This is a genomic window from Streptomyces sp. NPDC054770, assembly GCF_053611985.1.
Map to the genome: position 1 here is coordinate 71,260 of NZ_JBSHBL010000042.1, position 19,885 is coordinate 91,144.

A 19,885-nucleotide genomic window follows, 5' to 3' on the forward strand; every position below is an offset into this window, starting at 1 on the left:
GGAATATGAAGATGTAATGGCCAGATCCTACCGCTCGGTGGCCGCGAGCTGACCACAGGCGCCGTCGATCTCCTGACCCCGGGTGTCCCGGACGGTGACGGGCACACCATGCGCCTCGATCGCCTCGACGAACGCCTTCTCGTCCTCCGGCCGCGACGCGGTCCACTTCGAACCGGGCGTCGGGTTCAGCGGGATGAGGTTGACGTGCACGGGCTTGCCGCGGAGCAGCCGCCCCAGCCGGTCCCCGCGCCACGCCTGGTCGTTGATGTCCCGGATGAGCGCGTACTCGATGGACAGCCGGCGCCCGCTCTTCTCGACGTACTCGAACCCGGCGTCGAGGACCTCGCGCACCTTCCACCGGGTGTTGACCGGCACCAGGGTGTCGCGCAGCTCGTCGTCGGGGGCGTGCAGCGAGATCGCCAGCCGGCACTTGAAGCCCTCGTCGGCGAACCGGTGGATGGCCGGGACCAGTCCGACGGTCGACACGGTGATCCCGCGCTGCGAGAGCCCCAGCCCGTCCGGGGCGGGGTCGGTGAGCGCCCGGATGGCTCCGACCACCCGCTTGTAGTTGGCGAGCGGCTCCCCCATCCCCATGAAGACGATGTTCGACAACCGCGCGGGCCCGCCGGGCACCTCGCCGTCCCGGAGCGCCCGCATCCCGTCCACGATCTGGTGGACGATCTCCGCCGTGGACAGGTTCCGGTCAAGACCCGCCTGGCCGGTAGCGCAGAACGGGCAGTTCATCCCGCACCCCGCCTGCGAGCTGATGCACATGGTCACCCGGTCCGGGTAGCGCATCAGCACCGACTCGACGAGCGTGCCGTCGAACAGCTTCCACAGCGTCTTGCGGGTCGTCCCCTCGTCGGTCGACAGATGCCGTACGACCGTCATCAGCTCGGGGAACAGCGCCTCGCGCAACCGCTCCCTGGAGCCGGCCGGGATGTCCGTCCACTCCTCGGGGTCGTGCGTGTACCGCGCGAAGTAGTGCTGCGACAGCTGCTTGGCACGAAACGGCTTCTCACCGGCCTCGGCCACCGCGTCCTTGCGCTCGGAGGGCGAGAGATCAGCGAGATGCCGCGGCGGCTTCTTGGCTCCGCGCGGCGCGACGAAAGTGAGTTCTCCGGGATTAGGCATGGCTGTACCAGTGTCGCAGATCCAATTGGGTGGCCTGGGTCTGCGGCTCGCGACGACTGTCGTCAGTAGTCGCTACCAGTCGTGACTGCGTGCCGCCGCGACGAAGGAATCGAGGCGATCATTCAGGCGGAGGGCGGGTCTGGGACCCAGATCGACAGGCGTCTCCCCGCCGGGCCCGCGGGCCCCCGGCCATCCGTTACCAACACGTCCCACAGGGTTTTTCCCCTTTGTCCCGAGGGGCACACGGTCAGTGAGAACCCACGGAGGTACCGAGATGAGCGCCGGAGAACGGGCCAAGGCAAAGGCCGAACAGATCGTCGGAAAGACCGTGCGGAAGGCGGCCCACGCGGTGCACAAAGAAACCCTCGCAGCAAAAGGCGCCGCTCTCGAAACACGAGGCAGGATGCGGGGCGCGAAAGAACAGGCCAGGGGCTCCTTCAAGCGCTGAGCGCGCTACCCGTCCCCGGAACGACTGAAGGCCCAGGGAGAGGGAAACAACCTCTTGCCTGGGCCTTCGGCATTCAGAGCGGGCGGCGGGAATCGAACCCGCGTAGCCAGTTCGGAAGATCGCGTATGTGGAGGCGGGCTGAGCAGCCGGTTCGCTGACCTGCGGTTCCTCGGGCCGCCCTCCGGTGTTCCCTGCTACTCCCCGCCGCTCCCATTCGATCGGCACGCGGCGGGCACGGGTCGGTCTCTTGGCTATCGCTGCGCGACCTACGACTCACCCCCGCTCGGGGACGCACGTCATGCGGTGGGCCGGCACGACGGGCTCACCCGGAAGCGGATCGATTCCACGGACCCGTACGGCCGATATCGGTGGGGACGGGGGGATCGATCCGAGAGCCTCGTCAAACGGCATCTGAAGGCCGCTGGGACGTCTTCGGCGGGCAACTCGACTATGGCGAGGCTGACCCAATGGTCGTAGTCAGGTTCTGGCGGTCGTGATGATGGCGAAGGGGGCGCCGAAGGGGTCGAGGAACATGGCGAAGCGGCCGATGCCCGGTGCTTCGGTGACCGGGATGATGGCGGTGGCTCCGGCCTCGGTGGCCCTGGCGAGTGTGGTGTCGCAGTCCCGCACCTCGAAGTAGGGGTGCCATTCCGGGGTCGATCCGGCGTCGAGGTTGGCCTGGGGCAGCTGCATCAGTCCGCCGTGGGCCGCCGCCGGGCCGCCGCCGGCCGGGGTGAGGACCGTGTACGTCAGTTCCGGGCCCATCGGCACGTCGCGCGTCTGCCAGGAGAAGACCGACTCGTAGAACGCCTTCGCCGCGTTCGCGTCGGTGGTGTACAGCTCCGTCCTGGCCAGGCTGCCGGGGACCGCGACGAGGTCCAGGCCCTTCGTCTCGCCCGGCTGCCAGACCGCGAAGTCCGCGCCGGTGGGGTCGACGAAGGCGGCCGCCCGTCCGAAGGCGAAGACGTCCGCCGGGGCGATCCGGACGCTGCCGCCCGCCTGCTCCACGGCCTTGGCGGTGGCGTCGGCGTCCGGGGTGTGGAAGTACACCCGCCAGGACGCGCTCGCGCCCTCCTCGGTGAGCGGGCCCATCCCGGCGACCGTCCTGCCGTCCTGCTCGAAGAAGCCGTAGCCGCCCGCCTCCGGTCCGGCCGACCGGTACTCCCAGCCGAAGACGGCGGAGTAGAAGGCGGCGCTCGCGTCGGTGTCGGGGGTGCCCACGTCGAGCCAGTTCGGGGCGCCGGGGACGTAAGTGGTCGTCAGCATGGTGGGGTCCTCCTCGGCCCGTTGCGGTCACCAGGTCACAGGCAGCGTACGCGGTCCGCGGATCAGGCCCTGGCGCTGGAACTCGACCTCCTCGGGGGCCACCGCCAGACGGATCTCCGGGAAGCGGGAGAGGACCGAGCCGATCATGGTCTCGGCCTCCATGCGAGCCATGATCGCGGCCATGCAGTGGTGGGGACCGTGACCGAAGGCCAGGTGGGGGCCGCTCGCGCGGTCGAAGTCCAGGTCGTCGGGGTCGTCGAAGACGGCCGGGTCGCGGTTGGCGGCGACATAGGCGTTGTAGACCACCTCACCGGCCCGGATCAGCTGGCCGCCGACCTCGACGTCCTCGACGGCGACCCGCGGGATGCCGACGCCGTTGCGGTGCGGGACGTAGCGGAACAGCTCGTCCACCGCCTTGGGCAGCAGCTCCGGCTCGCGGCGCAGCCGGTCCAGGTGTTTGGGGTGGGTGAGCAGCGCGTACATCATCGAGCCGCTGTTGTTGCGGACCGCGTGGCCGCCGCTGACCTGGATGGCGGTGGCCAGGGAGATCGCCTCGTCGTCGGTGATCTCGCCGTCCGCGGTGGCCTGGGCGAGCACCCCGGCGAGGTCCTCGCGGGGCTCCTCGCGGCGGCTCTGCAACAGCTCGGCGATCCGGGCCCGGGTGGTCCGGGCGGCCTCCCGGGCGCGCGCCTCGGCGTCGGGACCCGCCGAGAGCAGCGCCTCGCCAGTGGCCGCCCAGCGGTGCCAGTCCTTCTCGTCGACGCCGAGGAAGTCACGGATCACGGCGATCGGGAAGGGGCCGTGCAGATGCTCCATGAGGTCGGCCGGCGGGCCCGCGGCCTCCATCGTGTCGAGGAGTTCACCGGCCCGGCGCTCCGCCATCGGCCGCAGCCGCTGCATGGCCCGCCCGGTGAAGGCACGGGCGACGACCCGGCGCAGCCGGTTGTGCCGGGGCGGGTCGATGTACTGCAGGCCAGCCGTCTGGGAGGCCACCGGCGCCGGTCGCATGCTGGTGATGTCGCGGCCGACCACCGCCTCCCGGGAGAAGCGCGGGTCGGAGGTGACGAAGCGGACGTCCTCGTAGCGGGTGACCAGCCAGGCGTCCCCCTCGCCGTGCGCGAGTCTGATCCGGGTGACCGGCTCGTCGCGCAGCATCTCGTCCAGGAACGGGTCCGGGTCGAGCGCGGGCAGATCGTCGACGGGCCAGAACCGCACCGGCGGCGGAGGCGAGGTCGGGGACGGGGTGGAGGCCGGGGCCGGATCGAGGGGCATGGGCACACTCCCTGCACGCCTGAAGACGCGCACTCCCTGCACGTCTGAAGACACAGCGTCCTCACAGGGAGTCTGCCTCCGACCTGCATGACCATGCGATTTCTGCTGCGTCATCCGGGGCCGACATGCCGCTGAGCCCCGCCCTGCGAAGGACGGGGGCTCCCCTACGTCAGCTGTACGCCCGCCACTGCCGACGTGTCTGTAGATCAGCCGCTGCCGGCGAAGTGGAGCAGGTCAGCCGCTGCCGGCGAAGCAGTGCAGGTCAGCCGCTGCCGACGAACAGCACCATCAGCAGCCACACCACCGGGGCCGTCGGCAGCAGGGAGTCCAGACGGTCCATGATGCCCCCGTGCCCGGGGAGCAGCGTGCCCATGTCCTTGATGCCCAGGTCCCGCTTGATCATGGACTCGCCGAGGTCGCCGAGGGTGGCGCTGGCCGCGACCGCGAGGCCCAGCAGCAGGCCCTGCCACCAGGTGCCGTCGTCGATCAGGAACTCCATGCACAGCGCGCCCGCGACCATGGCGAACAGCACCGCGCCGACCAGGCCCTCGCGGGTCTTGCCGGGGCTGATGCGCGGGGCGAGCTTGTGGGTGCCGAAGCGCCAGCCGACCGCGTAGGCGCCGGTGTCGCTGACCACCGTGAGGAGCAGGAAGGTCAGCACCCGGAAGGGGCCGTCGCCGGCGGTGAGCATCATCGCGACGAACGTCGCCAGGAACGGGACGTAGAACGCCGCGAAGAGGCCCGCCGTGACGTCCTTGAGATAGCCCTCCGGCGGTTCCGTCATCCGCCAGACGAGGACCGCGAGCCCGGTGAGCGCAAGGGCGACCCAGGCGCCCTCGGCACCCCGGGCATAGCCGGCGACGACCATCGCCGCGCCGCCGAGCGCCAGCGGGACCAGGGGCGCCTTGATGCCCTTGCGCTCCTGGAGCCTGCTGGTCAGCTCCCACAGTCCCACCACGACCGCGACCGCGACGACACCGACGAAGACGGCCTTGACGACGAACAGGGATGCCACGATCACGACGCCGAGTCCGACGCCGACCCCTATGGCCGCACCCAGGTCGCGGCCCGCGCTCTTCTTCTGCGGCGGGGGCGCCGGCTGCGGGGCGTCGGGCATGGGCTCCGGATTCTGTTGCGCCGCCGTCTGGGGCAGTGGCTGCGCCGACGGGGTGTCGTTGCGGAACGTCTCGTCTCGGAACAAGGGGCCGCTCAGCCGAGCGGCCCCCCGGTCGTCGTCCTGGTCTCCGCCGTACGCGGGTACGTCGTCGGGCACGATGGGCATGGGGCGAGTCTGCTGCGCGTTGTCAGCATCGTATGCGGGACCCGCCGGGGCGGCTCCCTGGACATGCCCCTGGCCGTAGCCGTGCGCATAGCCCTGGTCGTACCCCTGGCCGGTGCCCTGATCGGTCGGCCCCCAGTACCCGGCCTGCGGCCCGGCGGGTGGCGGCGCTCCCCAGGATGAGTCGTTCATCAGACTTCGAGAAGCTCCGCTTCCTTGTGCTTGAGGAGCTCGTCCACCTGCGCGACGTACTTCGCGGTGGTGTCGTCGAGCTCCTTCTCGGCGCGGCGGCCCTCGTCCTCGCCGACCTCGCCGTCCTTGATCAGCTTGTCGATCGCGTCCTTGGCCTTGCGGCGGACCGAGCGGATGGAGACCCGGGAGTCCTCCGCCTTGCCCTTGGCGACCTTGATGTAGTCGCGGCGGCGCTCCTCGGTGAGCTCCGGGAACACCACCCGGATGATGTTGCCGTCGTTGCTCGGGTTGACGCCCAGGTCCGAGTCGCGGATCGCCTGCTCGATGTTGCGCAGGGCCGTCTTGTCGAACGGGGTCACGACCGCCATGCGCGGTTCCGGCACGGAGAACGAGGCCAGCTGGTTGATCGGCGTCGGCGCGCCGTAGTAGTCGGCCACGATCTTGTTGAACATCGCCGGGTGCGCACGGCCGGTGCGGATCGCGGCGAAGTCCTCCTTGGCGACCACGACGGCCTTCTCCATCTTCTCCTCGGCTTCGAGGAGGGTCTCTTCGATCACCACTTGCTCCTGCGTGTCTTGAGTAAGGCCCGGCTGCGGTTCCGTTGCGGGGCGGCGGCCGGCTGCGTCGCGTCTGCTTTCCCTGACGGTTCCCGACCGGCAGGACATTGTCCATCCCCCGGTCAGGGTGCGTCAGGCGTTGCCGGTCAGTCCCGGCTGCCCTGGTCGCCCACCAGCGTGCCGATCTTCTCACCCTTGACGGCGCGCGCGATATTGCCCTCCGTCACCAGCTCGAACACCAGGATCGGCAGCTTGTTGTCGCGGCAGAGCGTGATCGCGGTGGCGTCGGCCACCTTGAGCTCCCGGGTGATGACCTCGCCGTAGCCGAGGGAGTCGAACTTGACGGCGTCGGGGTTGGCCTTGGGGTCGGAGTCGTAGACCCCGTCCACACCGTTCTTGCCCATGAGCAGCGCCTCGGCGTCGATCTCCAGGGCGCGCTGGGCGGCGGTGGTGTCGGTGGAGAAGTACGGCATGCCCATACCGGCGCCGAAGATGACCACTCGGCCCTTCTCCAGGTGGCGCACGGCGCGCAGCGGGATGTACGGCTCGGCGACCTGCCCCATGGTGATCGCGGTCTGCACCCGGCTGTCGATGCCCTCCTTCTCCAGGAAGTCCTGGAGGGCGAGGCAGTTCATGACGGTGCCGAGCATGCCCATGTAGTCGGAGCGGGCCCGGTCCATGCCCCGCTGCTGGAGTTCGGCGCCGCGGAAGAAGTTGCCGCCGCCGATGACGACGGCGACCTGCGCCCCGTCCCGCACGACGGCCGCGATCTCGCGGGCGATCTTGTGCACCACGTCCGGGTCCACGCCCAGGCCGCCGCCACCGGAGAAGGCTTCTCCGGACAGCTTCAGCAGAAACCGGCCGCGTACTTTGCCGTCGTCGCTCTTCTGGGGCTTGGTGGTCATGGAGATCCCGCCTCTTTCACGTGTTGCACATACGCATACGAAGAAGGCCATTGCCGGTGGGGTCGCTTTTCGCTGCCCATGCGCGGCAATGGCCTCCTCGTCAGATCTGCCGCCGTCCGTCACGTCCCTGGGTGTGGCGGTGTGTACGGACGACTGCTGTCGACCGACCCTATCGGGATTTCCCCGCGGGTCGCGCGTCGATCGCGGTACGGACTCAGATGCCGACCTTGATGCGCACGAAGCGCTTCAGGGTGACACCGGCCTCGTCCAGAACCTTCTGGACCGACTTCTTGTTGTCGAGCGCGTACGGCTGGCCGAGCAGCGTGGCGTCCTTGAAGAAGCCGTTGAGACGACCCTCGACGATCTTGGCGATCGCGGCCTCGGGCTTGCCCTCGGCACGGGTGGTCTCCTCGGCGATGCGGCGCTCGGACTCGACGACCTCGGCCGGCACGTCCTCCTTGGCGAGGTACTTCGGCGCGAAGGCGGCGATGTGCTGGGCGACGCCCTTGGCGACCTCGACGTTCGGCTTGTCGAGCTCGACGAGGACACCGATCTGCGGGGGCAGGTCGGGCATCGTGCGGTGCATGTAGGCGGTCACGTAACCGTCGGCGTACTGCGCGAAGCGGTCCAGGACGATCTTCTCGCCGAGGGTGGCGTTGGCCTCGTCGACGTACGCCTGGACGGTCTTGCCGGGCTCGATCTCGGAGGCGAGCAGGGCCTCCAGGTCGGCCGGGGCGGACTTGGCGACGTGCTCGGCGATGGTGTTGGCAACGGCCTGGAACTTGTCACCCTTGGCGACGAAGTCCGTCTCGCACTTCAGCTCGACGAGGACGCCGGAGGAGTTGTCGTCGGCGATGATCGAGACCACGGCGCCGTTCTCGGCGGAGCGGCCCTCGCGCTTGGCGACGCCCTTCTGGCCCTTGATCCGGAGCGCCTCGACAGCCTTGTCGACGTCGCCCTCGGCCTCGTCCAGGGCCTTCTTGCAGTCCATCATGCCGGCGCCGGTGAGCTCACGGAGCTTCTTGACGTCAGCGGCGGTGTAGTTCGCCATGAGTCGTTAAGTCTTTCTCGAAGTCGGGAGATCTGCCCGATCCACGATCCACACGTAGATGTGGAGCGCGAATCTATGGGTGAACGGCGGGGGCGTTCGGGATGTCGCCGCCCCCGCCGTCAACGCTGACGGGTCAGGCCTGCTCGGCGTCCGCGGCCGGAGCCTCGGCGGCCGGCGCCTCGGCCGCAGGGTCCTCGGCGGCGGGGGCCTCGGCGGCGGGCGCCTCGACAGCGGCTTCGACAGCAGCCGGAGCCTCGGCCTGCTCGGCGTCGGCGACCTTCTCGGTCTCGGCGGAGGTCTGGACCTCGGCGTCGTCCGCCTTCTTCTCGCCCTCGAGCAGGTCGCGCTCCCACTCGGCGAGCGGCTCGCCGGCGGCCTTCTCGCCCTTGTCGCCGGTGGCGACACGGGAGCGGGAGATGAGGCCCTCGGCGACCGCGTCGGCGATCACGCGGGTGAGCAGGGTGACGGAGCGGATCGCGTCGTCGTTGCCCGGGATCTTGTAGTCGACCTCGTCGGGGTCGCAGTTGGTGTCGAGGATCGCGACGACCGGGATGTTGAGCTTCCGGGCCTCACCGACCGCGATGTGCTCCTTCTTGGTGTCCACGATCCAGACGGCGCTGGGAACCTTGGACATCTCGCGGATACCGCCGAGGGTCTTCTCCAGCTTGGCCTTCTCGCGCGAGAGCACGAGAAGCTCCTTCTTGGTCAGACCGGACGCGGCGACGTCCTCGAAGTCGATCTGCTCGAGCTCCTTGAGGCGCTGCAGACGCTTGTAGACGGTGGAGAAGTTGGTGAGCATGCCGCCCAGCCAGCGCTGGTTGACGAAGGGCATGCCGACGCGGGTGGCCTGCTCGGCGATGGCCTCCTGCGCCTGCTTCTTCGTGCCGACGAACATGACCGTGCCGCCGTGGGCGACGGTCTCCTTGACGAACTCGTAGGCGCGGTCGATGTACGACAGCGACTGGAGCAGGTCGATGATGTAGATGCCGTTGCGCTCGGTGAAGATGAAGCGCTTCATCTTCGGGTTCCAGCGACGGGTCTGGTGACCGAAGTGGACGCCGCTCTCCAGCAGCTCCCGCATCGTGACGACGGCCATGGCCGTATCTCCTTGAATTTCTCGGTTGTGCCGCGGGTGCCGGACGGCTCCCGCGCCTGACGCCCGGGTGCGCTGTGCCGCGAAGGACCGAGAAGCGCTGACACCTGCTGTTGATGGCCAGATGTCGGGGCGTGCGAAGTCGACCCGGTGACCCGGATCGCCAGAAGAAGTGTACGGGACCGGCGGGGTACCGGGTGACGCCGCTGTCCACAACCCGGGAGTAATCCACAGGTACCGGCCATGATCGGGCGGGCCGCGGGACGGTTTGACCATGTTGGTCTTGCGACGCGCGATGCGATGGATGTGGGCGGCGACGGCGTTGCCGCTGGCCCTGGGGGCGACCGCGGCCCGGGCCTGGGTGGGAGCGGACGGTCCGCCGCCGCCCGCCGCCGAGCCCGTGCCGGCGATCGGTCGCGCCTGGCCGGTGGGGGTACGGCCGCCGGTCCTGCGCGGCTGGGAACCACCGGCGACGGTGTACGGCCCCGGGCACCGGGGGGTCGATCTGGCAGCGTCCGCCGGCGAGCCGGTACGGGCGGTGGCGGACGGCCGGGTCTCCTACGCGGGGCGGGTGGCGGGGCGAGGGGTGGTGTCGGTGGCACTGGCGGGGACGGACCTGCGCACGACGTACGAGCCGGTCACGGCGACGGTGCGGAAGGGGGACGAGGTGGCGGCGGGGGAAGTCGTGGGGACGGTGGAGGAAGGGGGTGCGGCGCACTGCGGTGGGCGGGTGTGTGTGCACTGGGGGCTGCTCAGGGGTGACGGGTACGTGGACCCGCTGCTGCTGTTGCCGCCGTGGCTGCGGAACGGGGGGCCGTCGAGACTGCTGCCGGTGCTGGGGGTTCCGCTGCCGGAGGGGTGATTGCGGAGGGTTGCACGGCTGCGGGTGCGTGGGGGTTGCTCGCGCAGTTCCCCGCGCCCCTTACGGGGCGCTGTCCAGCCGTGACGCAGCGGCACCCGGCCAGCGCCGGTAAGCGTCCCCACCCCCGGTCCCGGCCCCCGGCTCAGCCTCGGACACCCCGCAGCGCCATCGCCACCGCCGCGTCCGTGATCACCACAGGGTCCTCCGCCGCGCCCAGCTCGATCCGCCGGACCGCGGCGTCCACAACGCCCTGCACCAGCATCGCCGCCAGCCGAGGCTGTTCATGCCCCAGCTCGCCCAGCGCCTCCACGATCATCGCGACCAGCCCGCCGTGCGCGGCCCGGATCTTCTCCCGCGCCCCCGCGTCCAGCTCGCTCGCCGAGATCGCGACCACCGCGCGGTGCCGCCGGTCCCCGACCAGGGCCAGCTGCCGGCGCACATACGCCTCGACCTTGCCCTCGGCGGAACCCGCCCGCTCCATCGCCGCCTCGACCTCCGCCGCCCACACGGGGAAGTCGACCTCGCACAGCTCCTCGACCACGGCGGCCCGGGAGCGGAAGTACTCGTAGACGGACGACCTGGCCAGTCCCGTGCGTTCGGCGAGCGCGGGGAAGGTCAGCGCCTCCGTCCCGCCCTCGGACAGGAGGGACCGCGCCGCGTCCAGCAGGGCGGCTCGCTGCATCGACCGGTGCTCGGCCACGGAGGCCGCTCGAATCCTTGGCACGCCGACCACTTTACGGACGCGCCGGGCCGGACGGGAGGCAGCACGACCGGGACGAAGTACGCCCGGCCGCGGCAGACGGCCGAAAACCCCCTGCCGGCCCCGCTCAACGGCCGAAACTCGCCAGCTTGGCCCGCAACTGGAGCACCGACTTGGTGTGGATCTGGCTCACCCGGCTCTCGGTGACCCCGAGCACGTTCCCGATCTCGGCGAGTGTGAGTCCCTCGTAGTAGTAGAGGGTCACCACGGTCTTCTCCCGCTCCGGCAGCGTGTTGATCGCCCGCGCCAGGAACCGCCGCAGCTCCCGGTCCTCGGCCACCTCCACGGGGTTGTCCGCGGCGGTGTCCTCCAGCGTGTCCATCACGCTCAGCCCGTCGCCGCCCTCACCGCCGACGTGCAGCAGCTCCTCCAGCGCCACCACGTTCGCCAGCGACAGCTGGCTGAAGACGGCGTGGAGTTCCTCCACCTCGATGCCCAGCTCGGCGGCCACCTCGCCCTCCGAGGGCGTGCGCCGCAGCCGCGCCTCCAGCGTGGCGTAGGCCCGCTCCACGTTCCGCGCCTTCTGCCGGACCGAGCGCGGGATCCAGTCCAGCGCCCGCAGCTCGTCGATCATCGCGCCCCGGATCCGGGTGATCGCGTACGTCTCGAACTTGATCTCGCGGTCGACGTCGAACTTCTCGATCGCGTCGATGAGCCCGAACACCCCGGAGGAGACGAAGTCGGCCTGCTCCACATTGGGCGGCAGGCCCACGCTCACCCGCCCGGCCACGTACTTGACCAGCGGCGAGTAGTGCAGGATCAGCTGTTCCCGCAGCCGGTCGTCCCCCGTCGCCTTGTACGACCGCCACAGCTCGTCGAGCGTCGAGGGAGCGGGCGGCCGCACGCTGCCACCGTCGCGGGCGGCTGGGGGGAGCGCCGCCCGGTCGGACCCGGAGGTGTGCTGGGGCATTCGTCGCCTTGTGCCGTTCTGCCGTGAAGTGCCAGGAAGTGCTGTGATGTGCCGCGATGTGCTGCGCAGCGGGGTGAGCGGGGGGTGAATAGCGATGGTTGGGCGGGGTGTCGGTCTCATGTCGGTTGGCGCGGTCTGCGCCAGGCCTTTCGTGAGCGTAGCGTGACTGAGGAGTCGCGGTGCGCGAACAGTGCGGCTCCACCCCTGCGCGAACCCCCTGTACGGCGCGCCCCACCGCGCTCGGCGCGTCGCTCTGCGTGATCGGCGAGAAGTGTCAACTCCGGGAATTCCCAAGGGCGTCGGGAGTTCCCCCGGACGGCCGAACACGCTCGGTCAGCACCGGCTCCGGGCGGCCCGGACCGAGATCATCGCCTGGCGTGTCAACTTCCAGCCGTCGCCGTGTCGTTCGACGTAACCAAGTGCTCGGAGTTCGTACAGCCTCGCGACGGCCTCGTCCTTGGACGTCTGAGCGCCGCGTGCCACCTCTTCGGGTGAGGCCGGCCGGTTCCCCGGCAGGGCGGCCAGGACCTGCCGGGCGGCGGGTTCCAGCAGGTCACGCGGGAGCACGGGGCCGCGTCTGGCCGGAGCCAGCTCGCCCATCTCGCCCACCAGTTCCACGACCTCGTCGGCGTCGGTGACCAGCACGGCGTCCCCGCGGAGCAGCTCGTGCACCCCCGCCGAGAGGCCGCTGGTGGCCGGTCCGGGCACGCCCATGGTGAACCGGCCGAGCCGCTGCGCCGCCCGTGCGGTGACCAGCGAGCCGCTGCGGTGGGCGGCCTCCACGACGACGGTTCCCCTGGTGAGCGCGGCGATGACGCGGTTGCGGAGCACGAACCTGCTCGGCGTCGGGTGCTCGCCGGGCGGCAACTCCCCCACCACCAGTCCCTGTTCGGCGATCCTGTTGATCAACTCGGTGTGGCCCCGGGGGTAGGGCCGGTCGACCCCGCAGGCCAGCACGGCGACGGTGGCCCCACCGGCGCCGAGCGCTCCGCGGTGGGCGGCGCCGTCGACCCCGTAGGCACCGCCGGACACCACCACCCAGCCGCGCTCGGCGAGCCCCGCGGCGAGGACGGCCGCCATGTGGGCGCCGTACTCGGTACAGGCCCGGGCGCCGACGACGGCGACGGCCCGCAGCGCCCACATCCGCAGCCCGGGCCGGCCGCGCACCCACAGGCCGAGGGGGCGGGCGTCGCCCAGGTCGTCGAGCTGGCTCGGCCACTCGACGTCGCCGGGGCACACGAACCGGGCGCCGGCATCCCGCGCGACGGCGAGGTCGGCGTGCGGGTCCGCCTGTCCGGCCCGGGCCAGCAGCCCCGCCCACCGTTTGCCGCTGACGCCCGGCAGGGCCTGCCCGCCTCCGCGCAGCCGGTCCGCCACCTCGTGCACGCCCAGTTCCCGCACCCACCGCCCGGCGGTCCCGTCACCGGGCTCGACGACCCGGGCCAGAAAGACCCGGGCGAGCAGCTCGGCGTCGCTCATGTGGCGACCCCTTCCAGGACCGCCCCGCGCCGGACACCGGTGCGCAGCTCCAGGGCCAGGTTGACGTCGTTGACCGAGGGCCGGTCGCGGCCCGCCAGGTCGGCGAGGGTCCAGGCGACCCGCAGCACCCGGTCCAGGCCGCGGGCGCTGAGCAGGCCCCGGTCGAGGTCCAGCTCGGCCTTGACCAGCGCGCCCGGCCGGACGTGCCAGCGGGTGCGCAGCTCGTGGCCGGGGACCTCGCTGTTGGTGCGCCAGGGCAGCCCGTCGTAGCGGCGGGCGGCCCGCTCCCGGGCCGTGCGCACCCGGTCGGCCACGGCGGCCGAGGGTTCGGCGCCGGTGTGCAGCCGCAGCAGTTCCTCCCTGGCCACCGGTTCGACGGCCACCCTGAGGTCCACGCGGTCCATCAGGGGGCCGGAGAGCCGGGCCCGGTACCGCTTGATCGAGGAGGGCCGGCACTCGCAGGCGTCGCCCGGGGTGCCGTGCCGGCCGCAGGGGCAGGGGTTGGCGGCCAGGACCATGAGGAACTTCGCGGGCATCCGCAGTATCCCGGCGGCCCGGGCGATGACGACGTGGCCCGACTCCAGGGGCTGGCGCAGGGCGTCCAGGACGCTGCTGTGGAACTCGGCGGCCTCGTCCAGGAAGAGCACGCCGTGGTGGGCCAGGGAGACCGCTCCGGGGCGCGGCAGGCCGGTTCCGCCGCCGACCAGGGAGGCCATGGTGGCCGAGTGGTGCGGGGCGCAGTAGGGCGGCCTGTCGACCAGGGGGTGGCCGGGTGGCAGCATCCCGGCGACCGAGTGGACGGCGGTGACCTCCAGGGACTCCTGCCGGCCCAGCTCGGGCAGCAGTCCCGGCAGCCGCTCGGCCAGCATGGTCTTGCCGGCGCCGGGCGGGCCTTTGAAGAAGACGTGGTGGCGTCCGGCCGCGGCCACCTCCAGGGCGGCCCGGGCCACGTGCTGCCCGGCGACGTCCGCGAGGTCGGGTGCGTGGTCTCCGGTGACCATGCCGGTGCCGAGGCCCATGCCGGGGAGGGCGAGCCCGGCGAGGAAGGGGTCCGGGCGGATCTCGCCGGGGACGGGCTCCTCGTCGGGCACCGGTTCGTCGGTGAGGACCGCGATCAGCTGGCGCAGACTGCGGACGCCCAGCACGGACACCCCCGGCACCAGCGAGGCCTCCGGCACCGCGCTCTCCGGTACCACCACCTGCTCGTACCCGGCCTCGGCGGCGGCCAGCACGGCGGGCAGGATGCCCCGGACCGGCCGGACCCGGCCGTCCAGGCCCAGCTCGCCGATCATCACGATCTCGGCGAGCACCCGGGGATCGATCCGCTCGGCCGCCCCGAGCACGGCCGCGGCCACCGCGAGGTCGAAACCGCTGCCGCTCTTGGGCACGGACGCCGGGCTCAGCCCGACGGTGAGCTTCTTCGAGGGCCAGGAGGCGCCCGAGTTCACCACCGCAGCCCGGACCCGGTCCCGGCTCTCCGTCAGGCTCTTGTCCGGCAGCCCCACCAGGGTGAAGGCCGCCACCCCGGGCTCCAGGTCGGCCTGGACCTCGACCACCACGCCCTCGACGCCCACCAGCGCCACCGAGCAGGTACGCGCGAACCCCATCACGCCACCCCCCGGACGTGCTCGACCACGGGCGCCCCGCGCTGTGGCAGGAGCACGCCCACCACGTCGATGCGGACGCCGCCCGGCGGGGCCCCTCCGTGGGCGTGGATCCAGTGTTCGGCGAGGCCGCGCAGGCGCTGCGCCTTCTCCGGGGAGACCGCGGCCATGGGATGCTCGAAGACACCCGCCCGCCGGGTCTTGACCTCGCAGACGACCAGGACGTCTCCGTCCCGCGCCACGATGTCGATCTCGCCCGTCCTGCCGCAGCGCCAGTTGCGCTCCAGGACCGTCAGACCGGCCTCGGCCAGCCGCCGTGCGGCCAGCGACTCGCCGTACCTGCCGAGTGCACTGCGTGCCAGATTCGTGTTCATGTCGGCACCACCTCCGGCGCCAACCGTCACGCATCCCCCGCCAAGAAGTGGATCTTGGTGAGTTACTCAGCGGTTGTGGACAACTCCGTCACCCACACGAGGGACCACAGCCACCGCAAGCCGCCGCGAGCCGCCGCAAACCACCGCGAGCCGCCGTCAACGACCGGCTCACCCGCCCGGAAGCTCCAGGTCGCTCTTGTTCAGCTCCTCGATGTTCACGTCCTTGAACGTGAGAACACGGACCTGCTTCACGAACCGGGCCGGCCGGTACATGTCCCAGACCCAGGCGTCCGCCATGGACACCTCGAAGAACACCTCGCCCTGGACCGAGTGCACCTGCATCTCGTAGTCGTTGGTGAGGTAGAAGCGCCGCTCGGTCTCGATCACGTATTTGAACAGACCGACGACATCGCGGTACTCCCGGTAGAGCTTCAGCTCCATCTCGGTCTCGTACTTTTCGAGGTCCTCGGCGCTCATGGCATGTTCCCCTTCAGCCGTGCGATCCCACCATTGTGCGCCAGTCCCGCGCGCCCCTAGACGATTTCCGTGTCAAGGGTGACGGGCCCGGCGGGGGGACCTTCGTCGAGCAGCCTACGGAACAACTCGGCGAGTCTGGTCGGATACACCGTCTCATGTGCCCGGGTCAGTTCCTGGCACGTCCACCAACGTGCTCCGGCCACACTGCGCCGCTCCAGGTCGGTCAGGCCCGTGACATCGATGGCCGTCTGCGTCGTACGGGCCAGGTAGTACCACTCGTCCTGGTCCCAGCGGCGGCCGGCGAACGGGAAGGAGCAGGTCCGCCGCCACAGCACCGGACCGAGTTCGACGTCCGTGATGCCCGTCTCCTCGACGAGTTCCCGCAGAGCGGCCTGCTCATGGGTCTCGTCGCCCTCCAGACCGCCGCCGGGCGTGAACCACCAGTCGTCGGCCGGATCGTCCGGCTCGTGGCCGTGCAGGAGCAGGATGCGGTCCTCGGGGTCGAGCAGGACCACCCGGGCCACCTTGCGCAGGCCGCCCTCCGACGGCGCCTCAGCGGCCACCGGCGGGCTCCGTACGGGCACGGGTGCGGGAGCGGCCCAGCAGACCGGCGACCGGGCCGTAGGCGCCGCCCGCGAGGACCAGCACCCCACCGGCCACGATCATGAACTCGATGAGGCGCAGCGGGCCCGGCTGGGAGAGGGTGCCCAGGGTCTCGAATCCGGTCGGGCGCTTGAGGAGGCCCTTCATCGGCCAGATCACGGCGTCCACCCGGGCGGTCACGGCGCTGCGCGCGACCGTGCCCTTCGCCGCGTCCGTGAGGTGGGCGGTGGAGTCCAGGGAGCCCTGGCGCTCGTCACCGAGGAGGAAGAGCCGGCCCTTGGGGACGGTGACGGTCGGGAAGCCCTGGAGCTCGGCCTGGCTGCCCGCCGGCAGATACGGCTCCTCGATCTGCTTGCCGTTGACGGTCAGCTTGCCGTCGGTGCAGCAGGCGACCGTGTCCCCGCCGACCGCGACCACGCGCTTGACGACGTCCGCGTTGGTGACCCAGCTCTTGTCCTTGAAGACGACGACGTCGCCACGGCGCACCTCGCTGCCGTCGATGCGCTGGCCGAGGACCCGGTCCCCGGCGTCGATCGTCGGCGTCATCGAAGTGGTGGGCACGGTGTACGGCCGGTAGGCCACCGCCGCCCAGCCGAATCCTCCGAGGAACAGCACGATGCCCAGAGCGACGGCGATCCCGGACAACCGCTGTCCGAGCCTGCTGCCGGCCTGTGCCGCGCTCGTGCTGGTGCCTGCGCCGCTGCGCGGGGCCGTGCGTATCGTGCTGTCGCCCATGAGGCCGCACCCTACCCGGCGGTACCGGGCAGGGGCAGCCCTTCTTCGGGGCCCCTGGTCACAAGCTCCCCAAGGCTTTCACATGGGGCGGTCAGCAGAGGCACGCGGGAGGCGGTCAGCGCTTGCCGGCCGCCACGCGCTTGTCGAACTTCCGCTCGATCCGGTCGCCCCGCCGACGGCGCCACACCACGACCGGCAGCACGGCGGCGACGGTCACGCCCTCCGGCGCCACCGAGAGGGAGGCCGCGGCGGACGACTGCGTGTTGATGCCGCTCTGGTCGAAGGTGTCCGGGATCGGCAGCGTGCCCCAGCGGTTGATCGGCCAGGCCTTGACGATGGCACGGCCGACGACGTCCTTCACCGGGACCATGCCGTGGTGCTTGTCGGACTGGTTGTAGCGCGAGTCGCGGGAGTTCTGGCGGTGGTCGCCCATCACCCAGATGTACCCCTTGGGCACGTGCACCGTGAACTGGCCGCCCTGGTCGTCGACGCTGCACGGGGTGTTGCCCGGGTACACGTAAGGCTCGTTCAGCGCATGGCCGTTGACCATGAGCGGGCCGCTGTTCTTGCAGGACACGGTGTCGCCGCCGACCCCGATGACCCGCTTGATCAGGTCCCGCTCCTCGGCGGACGGCATCAGGCCGATCCAGCTGAGGAAGGTCTGGATCGCGTTCGGCTGGGCGGTGGGCTCGCCCGCCAGCCAGTCGTCCGGGTCGTGGAAGACGACGACCTCGCCGCGCTCCGGCTTGGAGCCGAACCACGGGGTGAGCTTGTCGACCAGGACGCGGTCACCCTGCTGGAGGGTGTTCTGCATCGAGTCCGACGGGATCGAGAACGCCTGCACCAGGAACGTCTTGATCAGCAGGGCCAGCACCAGCGCGATGATGACCAGGATCGGCAGCTCCTTCCAGAAGGAGCGGGGTTTCTTCGGTGCGGACGCCACCACGTCGCCCGGGTCCCCGTCCGAACCCGGGCCGTCACCGCCGGAGTGGGGACCGTCTGCCGGGGTGCCGTCCCCGCCAGGCCCGGTACCGTTTCCGGAGGTCGAGGCGCCTTCCGGGGAGGGGACATTCTCCACGGGGCGCCCGCTGTGCTCCTCGCCGTCGTGTCCCGACCGTGCGCCAACCGCCACATCCCCCACGCCAACTCCTTACTCCGTGCCGCCGCCCGCGTCGTCCCCGGCGCAGGCCCACCACTCCCATAACGAGCGGGAGTTCCGCAGGGCTCGGGAGTTGGACGTATCCGTTCGGATCGTCGGAGGCAACCCTATGCGACAGCCGGGGAGCCGCAGTCGACCCCGACCCGGAGTCAGAAACGCTTGCGAAGGTTTTAGGTTCGTCGAGCTTGGTCCAGTGGCCGACGGGCCAGCCGATCATCATGGCCCGGCCCACCACCGAGGTCACGGCGACCGTACCGCCGTAGTCGGTGTCCTGGTGCGCCCGGGAGTCGGCCGAGTTGCCGCGGTGGTCGCCCATCACCCACAGCCGCCCCTTCGGCACGGTGATGTCGAACTCCTGTGTGGAGGGGGCGTTCCCGGGATACAGGTAGTCGCCCTCGGTCAGCGGTACGCCGTTGACGGTCACCCGGCCCTGCGCGTCGCAGCACTTGACGTGGTCGCCGCCGACCCCGATGACCCGCTTGATGAGGTCCTTCTCGTTCGCGGACGGCAACAGGCCGATGAAGGTGAGGCCTTCCTTGACCTGCTTGACCACGATCGGGTCGTTCGCCTTGGTGGTCTGCTCGTCCGCCAGCCAGCCGCCCGGGTCGTGGAAGACGACGACGTCACCGCGGTGCGGTTTCCATCCGAACCAGGGGGTGAACTTGTCCACCAGGACGCGGTCGCCGATCCGGATCGTCTGCTCCATGGAGCCCGACGGGATCACGAAGGCCTGCACGAGGAACGTCTTCAGCACGAGCGCTATCAGGACGGCCACGCCGACCAGCAGCGGTATCTCCCGCATCGCACCGCGCCGCCGCTTGCGCTTGACCTTGCGCTGCAGCTTGCGCCGCTCCGCGCGGGACCGGCCGGCGCCGGACGCGCCGGAGGAGGCGCGCCGGGCCCCGGTGGGCAGCAGGTTGGCGGCCGCGTCGACCGGCACGCCGCGCGGTTTGCCCCGGTTACCCATGGGACGCTCCGGCCGACGGCACGCGCGCGTAGGCGGCGGGACGGGTGAGATGCGTCCAGTGGGCGTACGGCCAGACGATCCAGTCGGCCCGGCCGATGACCCTGCTGACGGGGACCATCCCGCCGCCGGGCGAGCCGAGGTGGTCGCGGGAGTCGCTGGAGTCGCCGCGGTGGTCGCCGAGAAGGAAGAGCGTGCCGTCGGGGACGTCGACGTTGAAGGGCACGGTGGAGGGGGTGTCCCCGGGATAGAGGAACGCGGTCTCGTCGACCGGGCGGCCGTTCACTTCGATCCTCCCCTTCTTGTCGCAGCAGACCACATGGTCTCCTCCCACACCGACGACGCGTTTGATGTAGTCGGCGTCCCCGAAATACCCGGAGCCGTCGAACACCACGACATCTCCCCGGCGCGGCCCGGCACCGAAACGGTACGCCAACTTATTTACGAGAACGCGGTCCCCGATCCTCAATCCCTGTTCCATGGATCCGCTGGGAATCTGGAATGGTTGCGCCACGAAAGTGTTGAGGACGAGCAAAAACGCCAGGCAGGCGAAGAGGGTGACGGTGATCCAGCCGCCCGGCAGCCAGTCGGTGACCCGCGCCACCGACAACGCGAAGCGCGACCGGTCCTCCGCGGCCTCTGGTTCGGGGCTGGAGGAGCGGTCGCGCTCCGTCTGCTGTGCATCGATGTCCATCGAGGCCAGATGCTATCCGGACTCGATGAGACTCCTTCTTACCGGCTCGTTCGCCTACGGCTTCCGG

At 70.8% G+C, this 19,885-nt stretch carries 21 protein-coding genes; 2 read left to right on the top strand and 19 right to left on the bottom strand.

Annotated elements, in window-relative coordinates; all coding sequences use genetic code 11:
* Positions 1-27 precede the first annotated feature (27 nt).
* Positions 28-1,134, bottom strand: coding sequence for a 23S rRNA (adenine(2503)-C(2))-methyltransferase RlmN (rlmN, locus tag ACWGKQ_RS31170; RefSeq protein ID WP_453295342.1), 1,107 nt, complete (start codon positions 1,132-1,134; stop codon positions 28-30).
* A 274-nt stretch (positions 1,135-1,408) separates the two neighbouring features.
* On the opposite strand from rlmN, the gene ACWGKQ_RS31175 reads away from it, so the two are divergent.
* A complete protein-coding gene (locus tag ACWGKQ_RS31175; RefSeq protein ID WP_453295343.1) occupies positions 1,409-1,582 on the top strand; it encodes a hypothetical protein in 174 nt (57 codons plus the stop codon).
* Positions 1,583-2,059: 477 nt separating this feature from the next.
* Here the strand turns inward: ACWGKQ_RS31175 and ACWGKQ_RS31180 are convergent, their stop codons facing one another.
* The 7 genes from ACWGKQ_RS31180 to rpsB form a co-directional block, all read right to left on the bottom strand.
* Positions 2,060-2,848 carry a VOC family protein gene (locus ACWGKQ_RS31180; protein WP_453295344.1) on the bottom strand — a complete coding sequence of 263 codons (789 nt, stop codon included), beginning with the start codon at positions 2,846-2,848 and terminating at the stop codon, positions 2,060-2,062.
* Positions 2,849-2,875: 27 nt separating this feature from the next.
* On the bottom strand, positions 2,876-4,120 hold the full coding sequence (locus ACWGKQ_RS31185) for a cytochrome P450 (protein WP_453295345.1): 1,245 nt from the start codon (positions 4,118-4,120) through the stop codon (positions 2,876-2,878).
* A gap of 262 nt (positions 4,121-4,382) precedes the next feature.
* Positions 4,383-5,591: a phosphatidate cytidylyltransferase gene (locus tag ACWGKQ_RS31190; protein ID WP_453295346.1), complete on the bottom strand. Its 1,209-nt coding sequence runs from the start codon at positions 5,589-5,591 to the stop codon at positions 4,383-4,385.
* Positions 5,591-6,148, bottom strand: a complete 558-nt coding sequence (frr, locus tag ACWGKQ_RS31195) for a ribosome recycling factor (RefSeq protein WP_132889831.1) — start codon at positions 6,146-6,148, stop codon at positions 5,591-5,593. The genes ACWGKQ_RS31190 and frr overlap by 1 nt, the downstream gene beginning before the upstream one ends.
* Before the next feature lie 146 nt (positions 6,149-6,294).
* On the bottom strand, positions 6,295-7,053 hold the full coding sequence (gene pyrH, locus ACWGKQ_RS31200; RefSeq protein ID WP_453295347.1) for a UMP kinase: 759 nt from the start codon (positions 7,051-7,053) through the stop codon (positions 6,295-6,297).
* Between the two features lie 214 nt (positions 7,054-7,267).
* The gene (tsf, locus tag ACWGKQ_RS31205; protein WP_453295348.1) at positions 7,268-8,104 is read right to left on the bottom strand and encodes a translation elongation factor Ts; all 837 of its coding nucleotides are present in this window, start codon (positions 8,102-8,104) and stop codon (positions 7,268-7,270) included.
* A gap of 133 nt (positions 8,105-8,237) precedes the next feature.
* Entirely contained in the window at positions 8,238-9,200 is a 963-nt protein-coding gene (gene rpsB, locus ACWGKQ_RS31210) for a 30S ribosomal protein S2 (RefSeq protein ID WP_453295349.1), read from the bottom strand.
* Positions 9,201-9,471: 271 nt separating this feature from the next.
* Here rpsB and ACWGKQ_RS31215 point away from each other — a divergent pair, with 271 nt between their 5' ends.
* The gene (locus ACWGKQ_RS31215; RefSeq protein ID WP_453295350.1) at positions 9,472-10,059 is read left to right on the top strand and encodes a murein hydrolase activator EnvC family protein; all 588 of its coding nucleotides are present in this window, start codon (positions 9,472-9,474) and stop codon (positions 10,057-10,059) included.
* 142 nt (positions 10,060-10,201) lie between these two features.
* On the opposite strand, the gene ACWGKQ_RS31220 is transcribed toward ACWGKQ_RS31215, so the two are convergent.
* From ACWGKQ_RS31220 to lepB (ACWGKQ_RS31270), 11 genes are all read right to left on the bottom strand, one after another.
* Positions 10,202-10,759, bottom strand: coding sequence for a TetR/AcrR family transcriptional regulator (locus ACWGKQ_RS31220; RefSeq protein WP_453295367.1), 558 nt, complete (start codon positions 10,757-10,759; stop codon positions 10,202-10,204).
* Positions 10,760-10,886: 127 nt separating this feature from the next.
* Complete coding sequence (gene whiG / locus ACWGKQ_RS31225) at positions 10,887-11,729, bottom strand: RNA polymerase sigma factor WhiG (RefSeq protein WP_453295351.1); 843 nt, start codon at positions 11,727-11,729, stop codon at positions 10,887-10,889.
* Positions 11,730-12,062: 333 nt separating this feature from the next.
* A complete protein-coding gene (gene dprA / locus ACWGKQ_RS31230) occupies positions 12,063-13,208 on the bottom strand; it encodes a DNA-processing protein DprA (protein ID WP_453295352.1) in 1,146 nt (381 codons plus the stop codon).
* Positions 13,205-14,815, bottom strand: coding sequence for a YifB family Mg chelatase-like AAA ATPase (locus ACWGKQ_RS31235; protein WP_453295353.1), 1,611 nt, complete (start codon positions 14,813-14,815; stop codon positions 13,205-13,207). Before ACWGKQ_RS31235 ends, dprA begins: the two co-directional genes overlap by 4 nt.
* On the bottom strand, positions 14,815-15,186 hold the full coding sequence (locus ACWGKQ_RS31240; RefSeq protein WP_453295354.1) for a YraN family protein: 372 nt from the start codon (positions 15,184-15,186) through the stop codon (positions 14,815-14,817). The genes ACWGKQ_RS31235 and ACWGKQ_RS31240 overlap by 1 nt, the downstream gene beginning before the upstream one ends.
* A gap of 168 nt (positions 15,187-15,354) precedes the next feature.
* Positions 15,355-15,663 carry a DUF2469 domain-containing protein gene (locus tag ACWGKQ_RS31245; protein ID WP_003965949.1) on the bottom strand — a complete coding sequence of 103 codons (309 nt, stop codon included), beginning with the start codon at positions 15,661-15,663 and terminating at the stop codon, positions 15,355-15,357.
* Positions 15,664-15,719: 56 nt separating this feature from the next.
* Positions 15,720-16,226 carry an NUDIX hydrolase gene (locus ACWGKQ_RS31250; RefSeq protein WP_453295355.1) on the bottom strand — a complete coding sequence of 169 codons (507 nt, stop codon included), beginning with the start codon at positions 16,224-16,226 and terminating at the stop codon, positions 15,720-15,722.
* Positions 16,216-17,001, bottom strand: coding sequence for a signal peptidase I (lepB, locus tag ACWGKQ_RS31255; RefSeq protein ID WP_453295356.1), 786 nt, complete (start codon positions 16,999-17,001; stop codon positions 16,216-16,218). Before lepB (ACWGKQ_RS31255) ends, ACWGKQ_RS31250 begins: the two co-directional genes overlap by 11 nt.
* Before the next feature lie 115 nt (positions 17,002-17,116).
* Entirely contained in the window at positions 17,117-18,079 is a 963-nt protein-coding gene (gene lepB, locus ACWGKQ_RS31260) for a signal peptidase I (protein ID WP_453295357.1), read from the bottom strand.
* Entirely contained in the window at positions 17,979-19,127 is a 1,149-nt protein-coding gene (lepB, locus tag ACWGKQ_RS31265; RefSeq protein ID WP_453295358.1) for a signal peptidase I, read from the bottom strand. Before lepB (ACWGKQ_RS31265) ends, lepB (ACWGKQ_RS31260) begins: the two co-directional genes overlap by 101 nt.
* Positions 19,120-19,818: a signal peptidase I gene (gene lepB / locus ACWGKQ_RS31270; RefSeq protein ID WP_453295359.1), complete on the bottom strand. Its 699-nt coding sequence runs from the start codon at positions 19,816-19,818 to the stop codon at positions 19,120-19,122. The genes lepB (ACWGKQ_RS31265) and lepB (ACWGKQ_RS31270) overlap by 8 nt, the downstream gene beginning before the upstream one ends.
* Positions 19,819-19,885: the final 67 nt, after the last annotated feature.

Bases quoted from the DNA above. Each gene is read 5' to 3' on its own strand.
- ACWGKQ_RS31215 (WP_453295350.1), top strand. From the start codon at position 9,472: ATGTTGGTCTTGCGACGCGCGATGCGATGGATGTGGGCGGCGACGGCG.
- lepB (WP_453295358.1), bottom strand. From the start codon at position 19,127: ATGGGTAACCGGGGCAAACCGCGCGGCGTGCCGGTCGACGCGGCCGCC.
- ACWGKQ_RS31240 (WP_453295354.1), bottom strand. From the start codon at position 15,186: ATGAACACGAATCTGGCACGCAGTGCACTCGGCAGGTACGGCGAGTCG.
- ACWGKQ_RS31180 (WP_453295344.1), bottom strand. From the start codon at position 2,848: ATGCTGACGACCACTTACGTCCCCGGCGCCCCGAACTGGCTCGACGTG.
- ACWGKQ_RS31235 (WP_453295353.1), bottom strand. From the start codon at position 14,815: ATGGGGTTCGCGCGTACCTGCTCGGTGGCGCTGGTGGGCGTCGAGGGC.
- ACWGKQ_RS31185 (WP_453295345.1), bottom strand. From the start codon at position 4,120: ATGCCCCTCGATCCGGCCCCGGCCTCCACCCCGTCCCCGACCTCGCCT.
- whiG (WP_453295351.1), bottom strand. From the start codon at position 11,729: ATGCCCCAGCACACCTCCGGGTCCGACCGGGCGGCGCTCCCCCCAGCC.
- ACWGKQ_RS31245 (WP_003965949.1), bottom strand. From the start codon at position 15,663: ATGAGCGCCGAGGACCTCGAAAAGTACGAGACCGAGATGGAGCTGAAG.
- ACWGKQ_RS31175 (WP_453295343.1), top strand. From the start codon at position 1,409: ATGAGCGCCGGAGAACGGGCCAAGGCAAAGGCCGAACAGATCGTCGGA.
- rlmN (WP_453295342.1), bottom strand. From the start codon at position 1,134: ATGCCTAATCCCGGAGAACTCACTTTCGTCGCGCCGCGCGGAGCCAAG.
- ACWGKQ_RS31190 (WP_453295346.1), bottom strand. From the start codon at position 5,591: ATGAACGACTCATCCTGGGGAGCGCCGCCACCCGCCGGGCCGCAGGCC.
- dprA (WP_453295352.1), bottom strand. From the start codon at position 13,208: ATGAGCGACGCCGAGCTGCTCGCCCGGGTCTTTCTGGCCCGGGTCGTC.
- tsf (WP_453295348.1), bottom strand. From the start codon at position 8,104: ATGGCGAACTACACCGCCGCTGACGTCAAGAAGCTCCGTGAGCTCACC.
- lepB (WP_453295359.1), bottom strand. From the start codon at position 19,818: ATGGACATCGATGCACAGCAGACGGAGCGCGACCGCTCCTCCAGCCCC.
- lepB (WP_453295356.1), bottom strand. From the start codon at position 17,001: ATGGGCGACAGCACGATACGCACGGCCCCGCGCAGCGGCGCAGGCACC.
- rpsB (WP_453295349.1), bottom strand. From the start codon at position 9,200: ATGGCCGTCGTCACGATGCGGGAGCTGCTGGAGAGCGGCGTCCACTTC.
- pyrH (WP_453295347.1), bottom strand. From the start codon at position 7,053: ATGACCACCAAGCCCCAGAAGAGCGACGACGGCAAAGTACGCGGCCGG.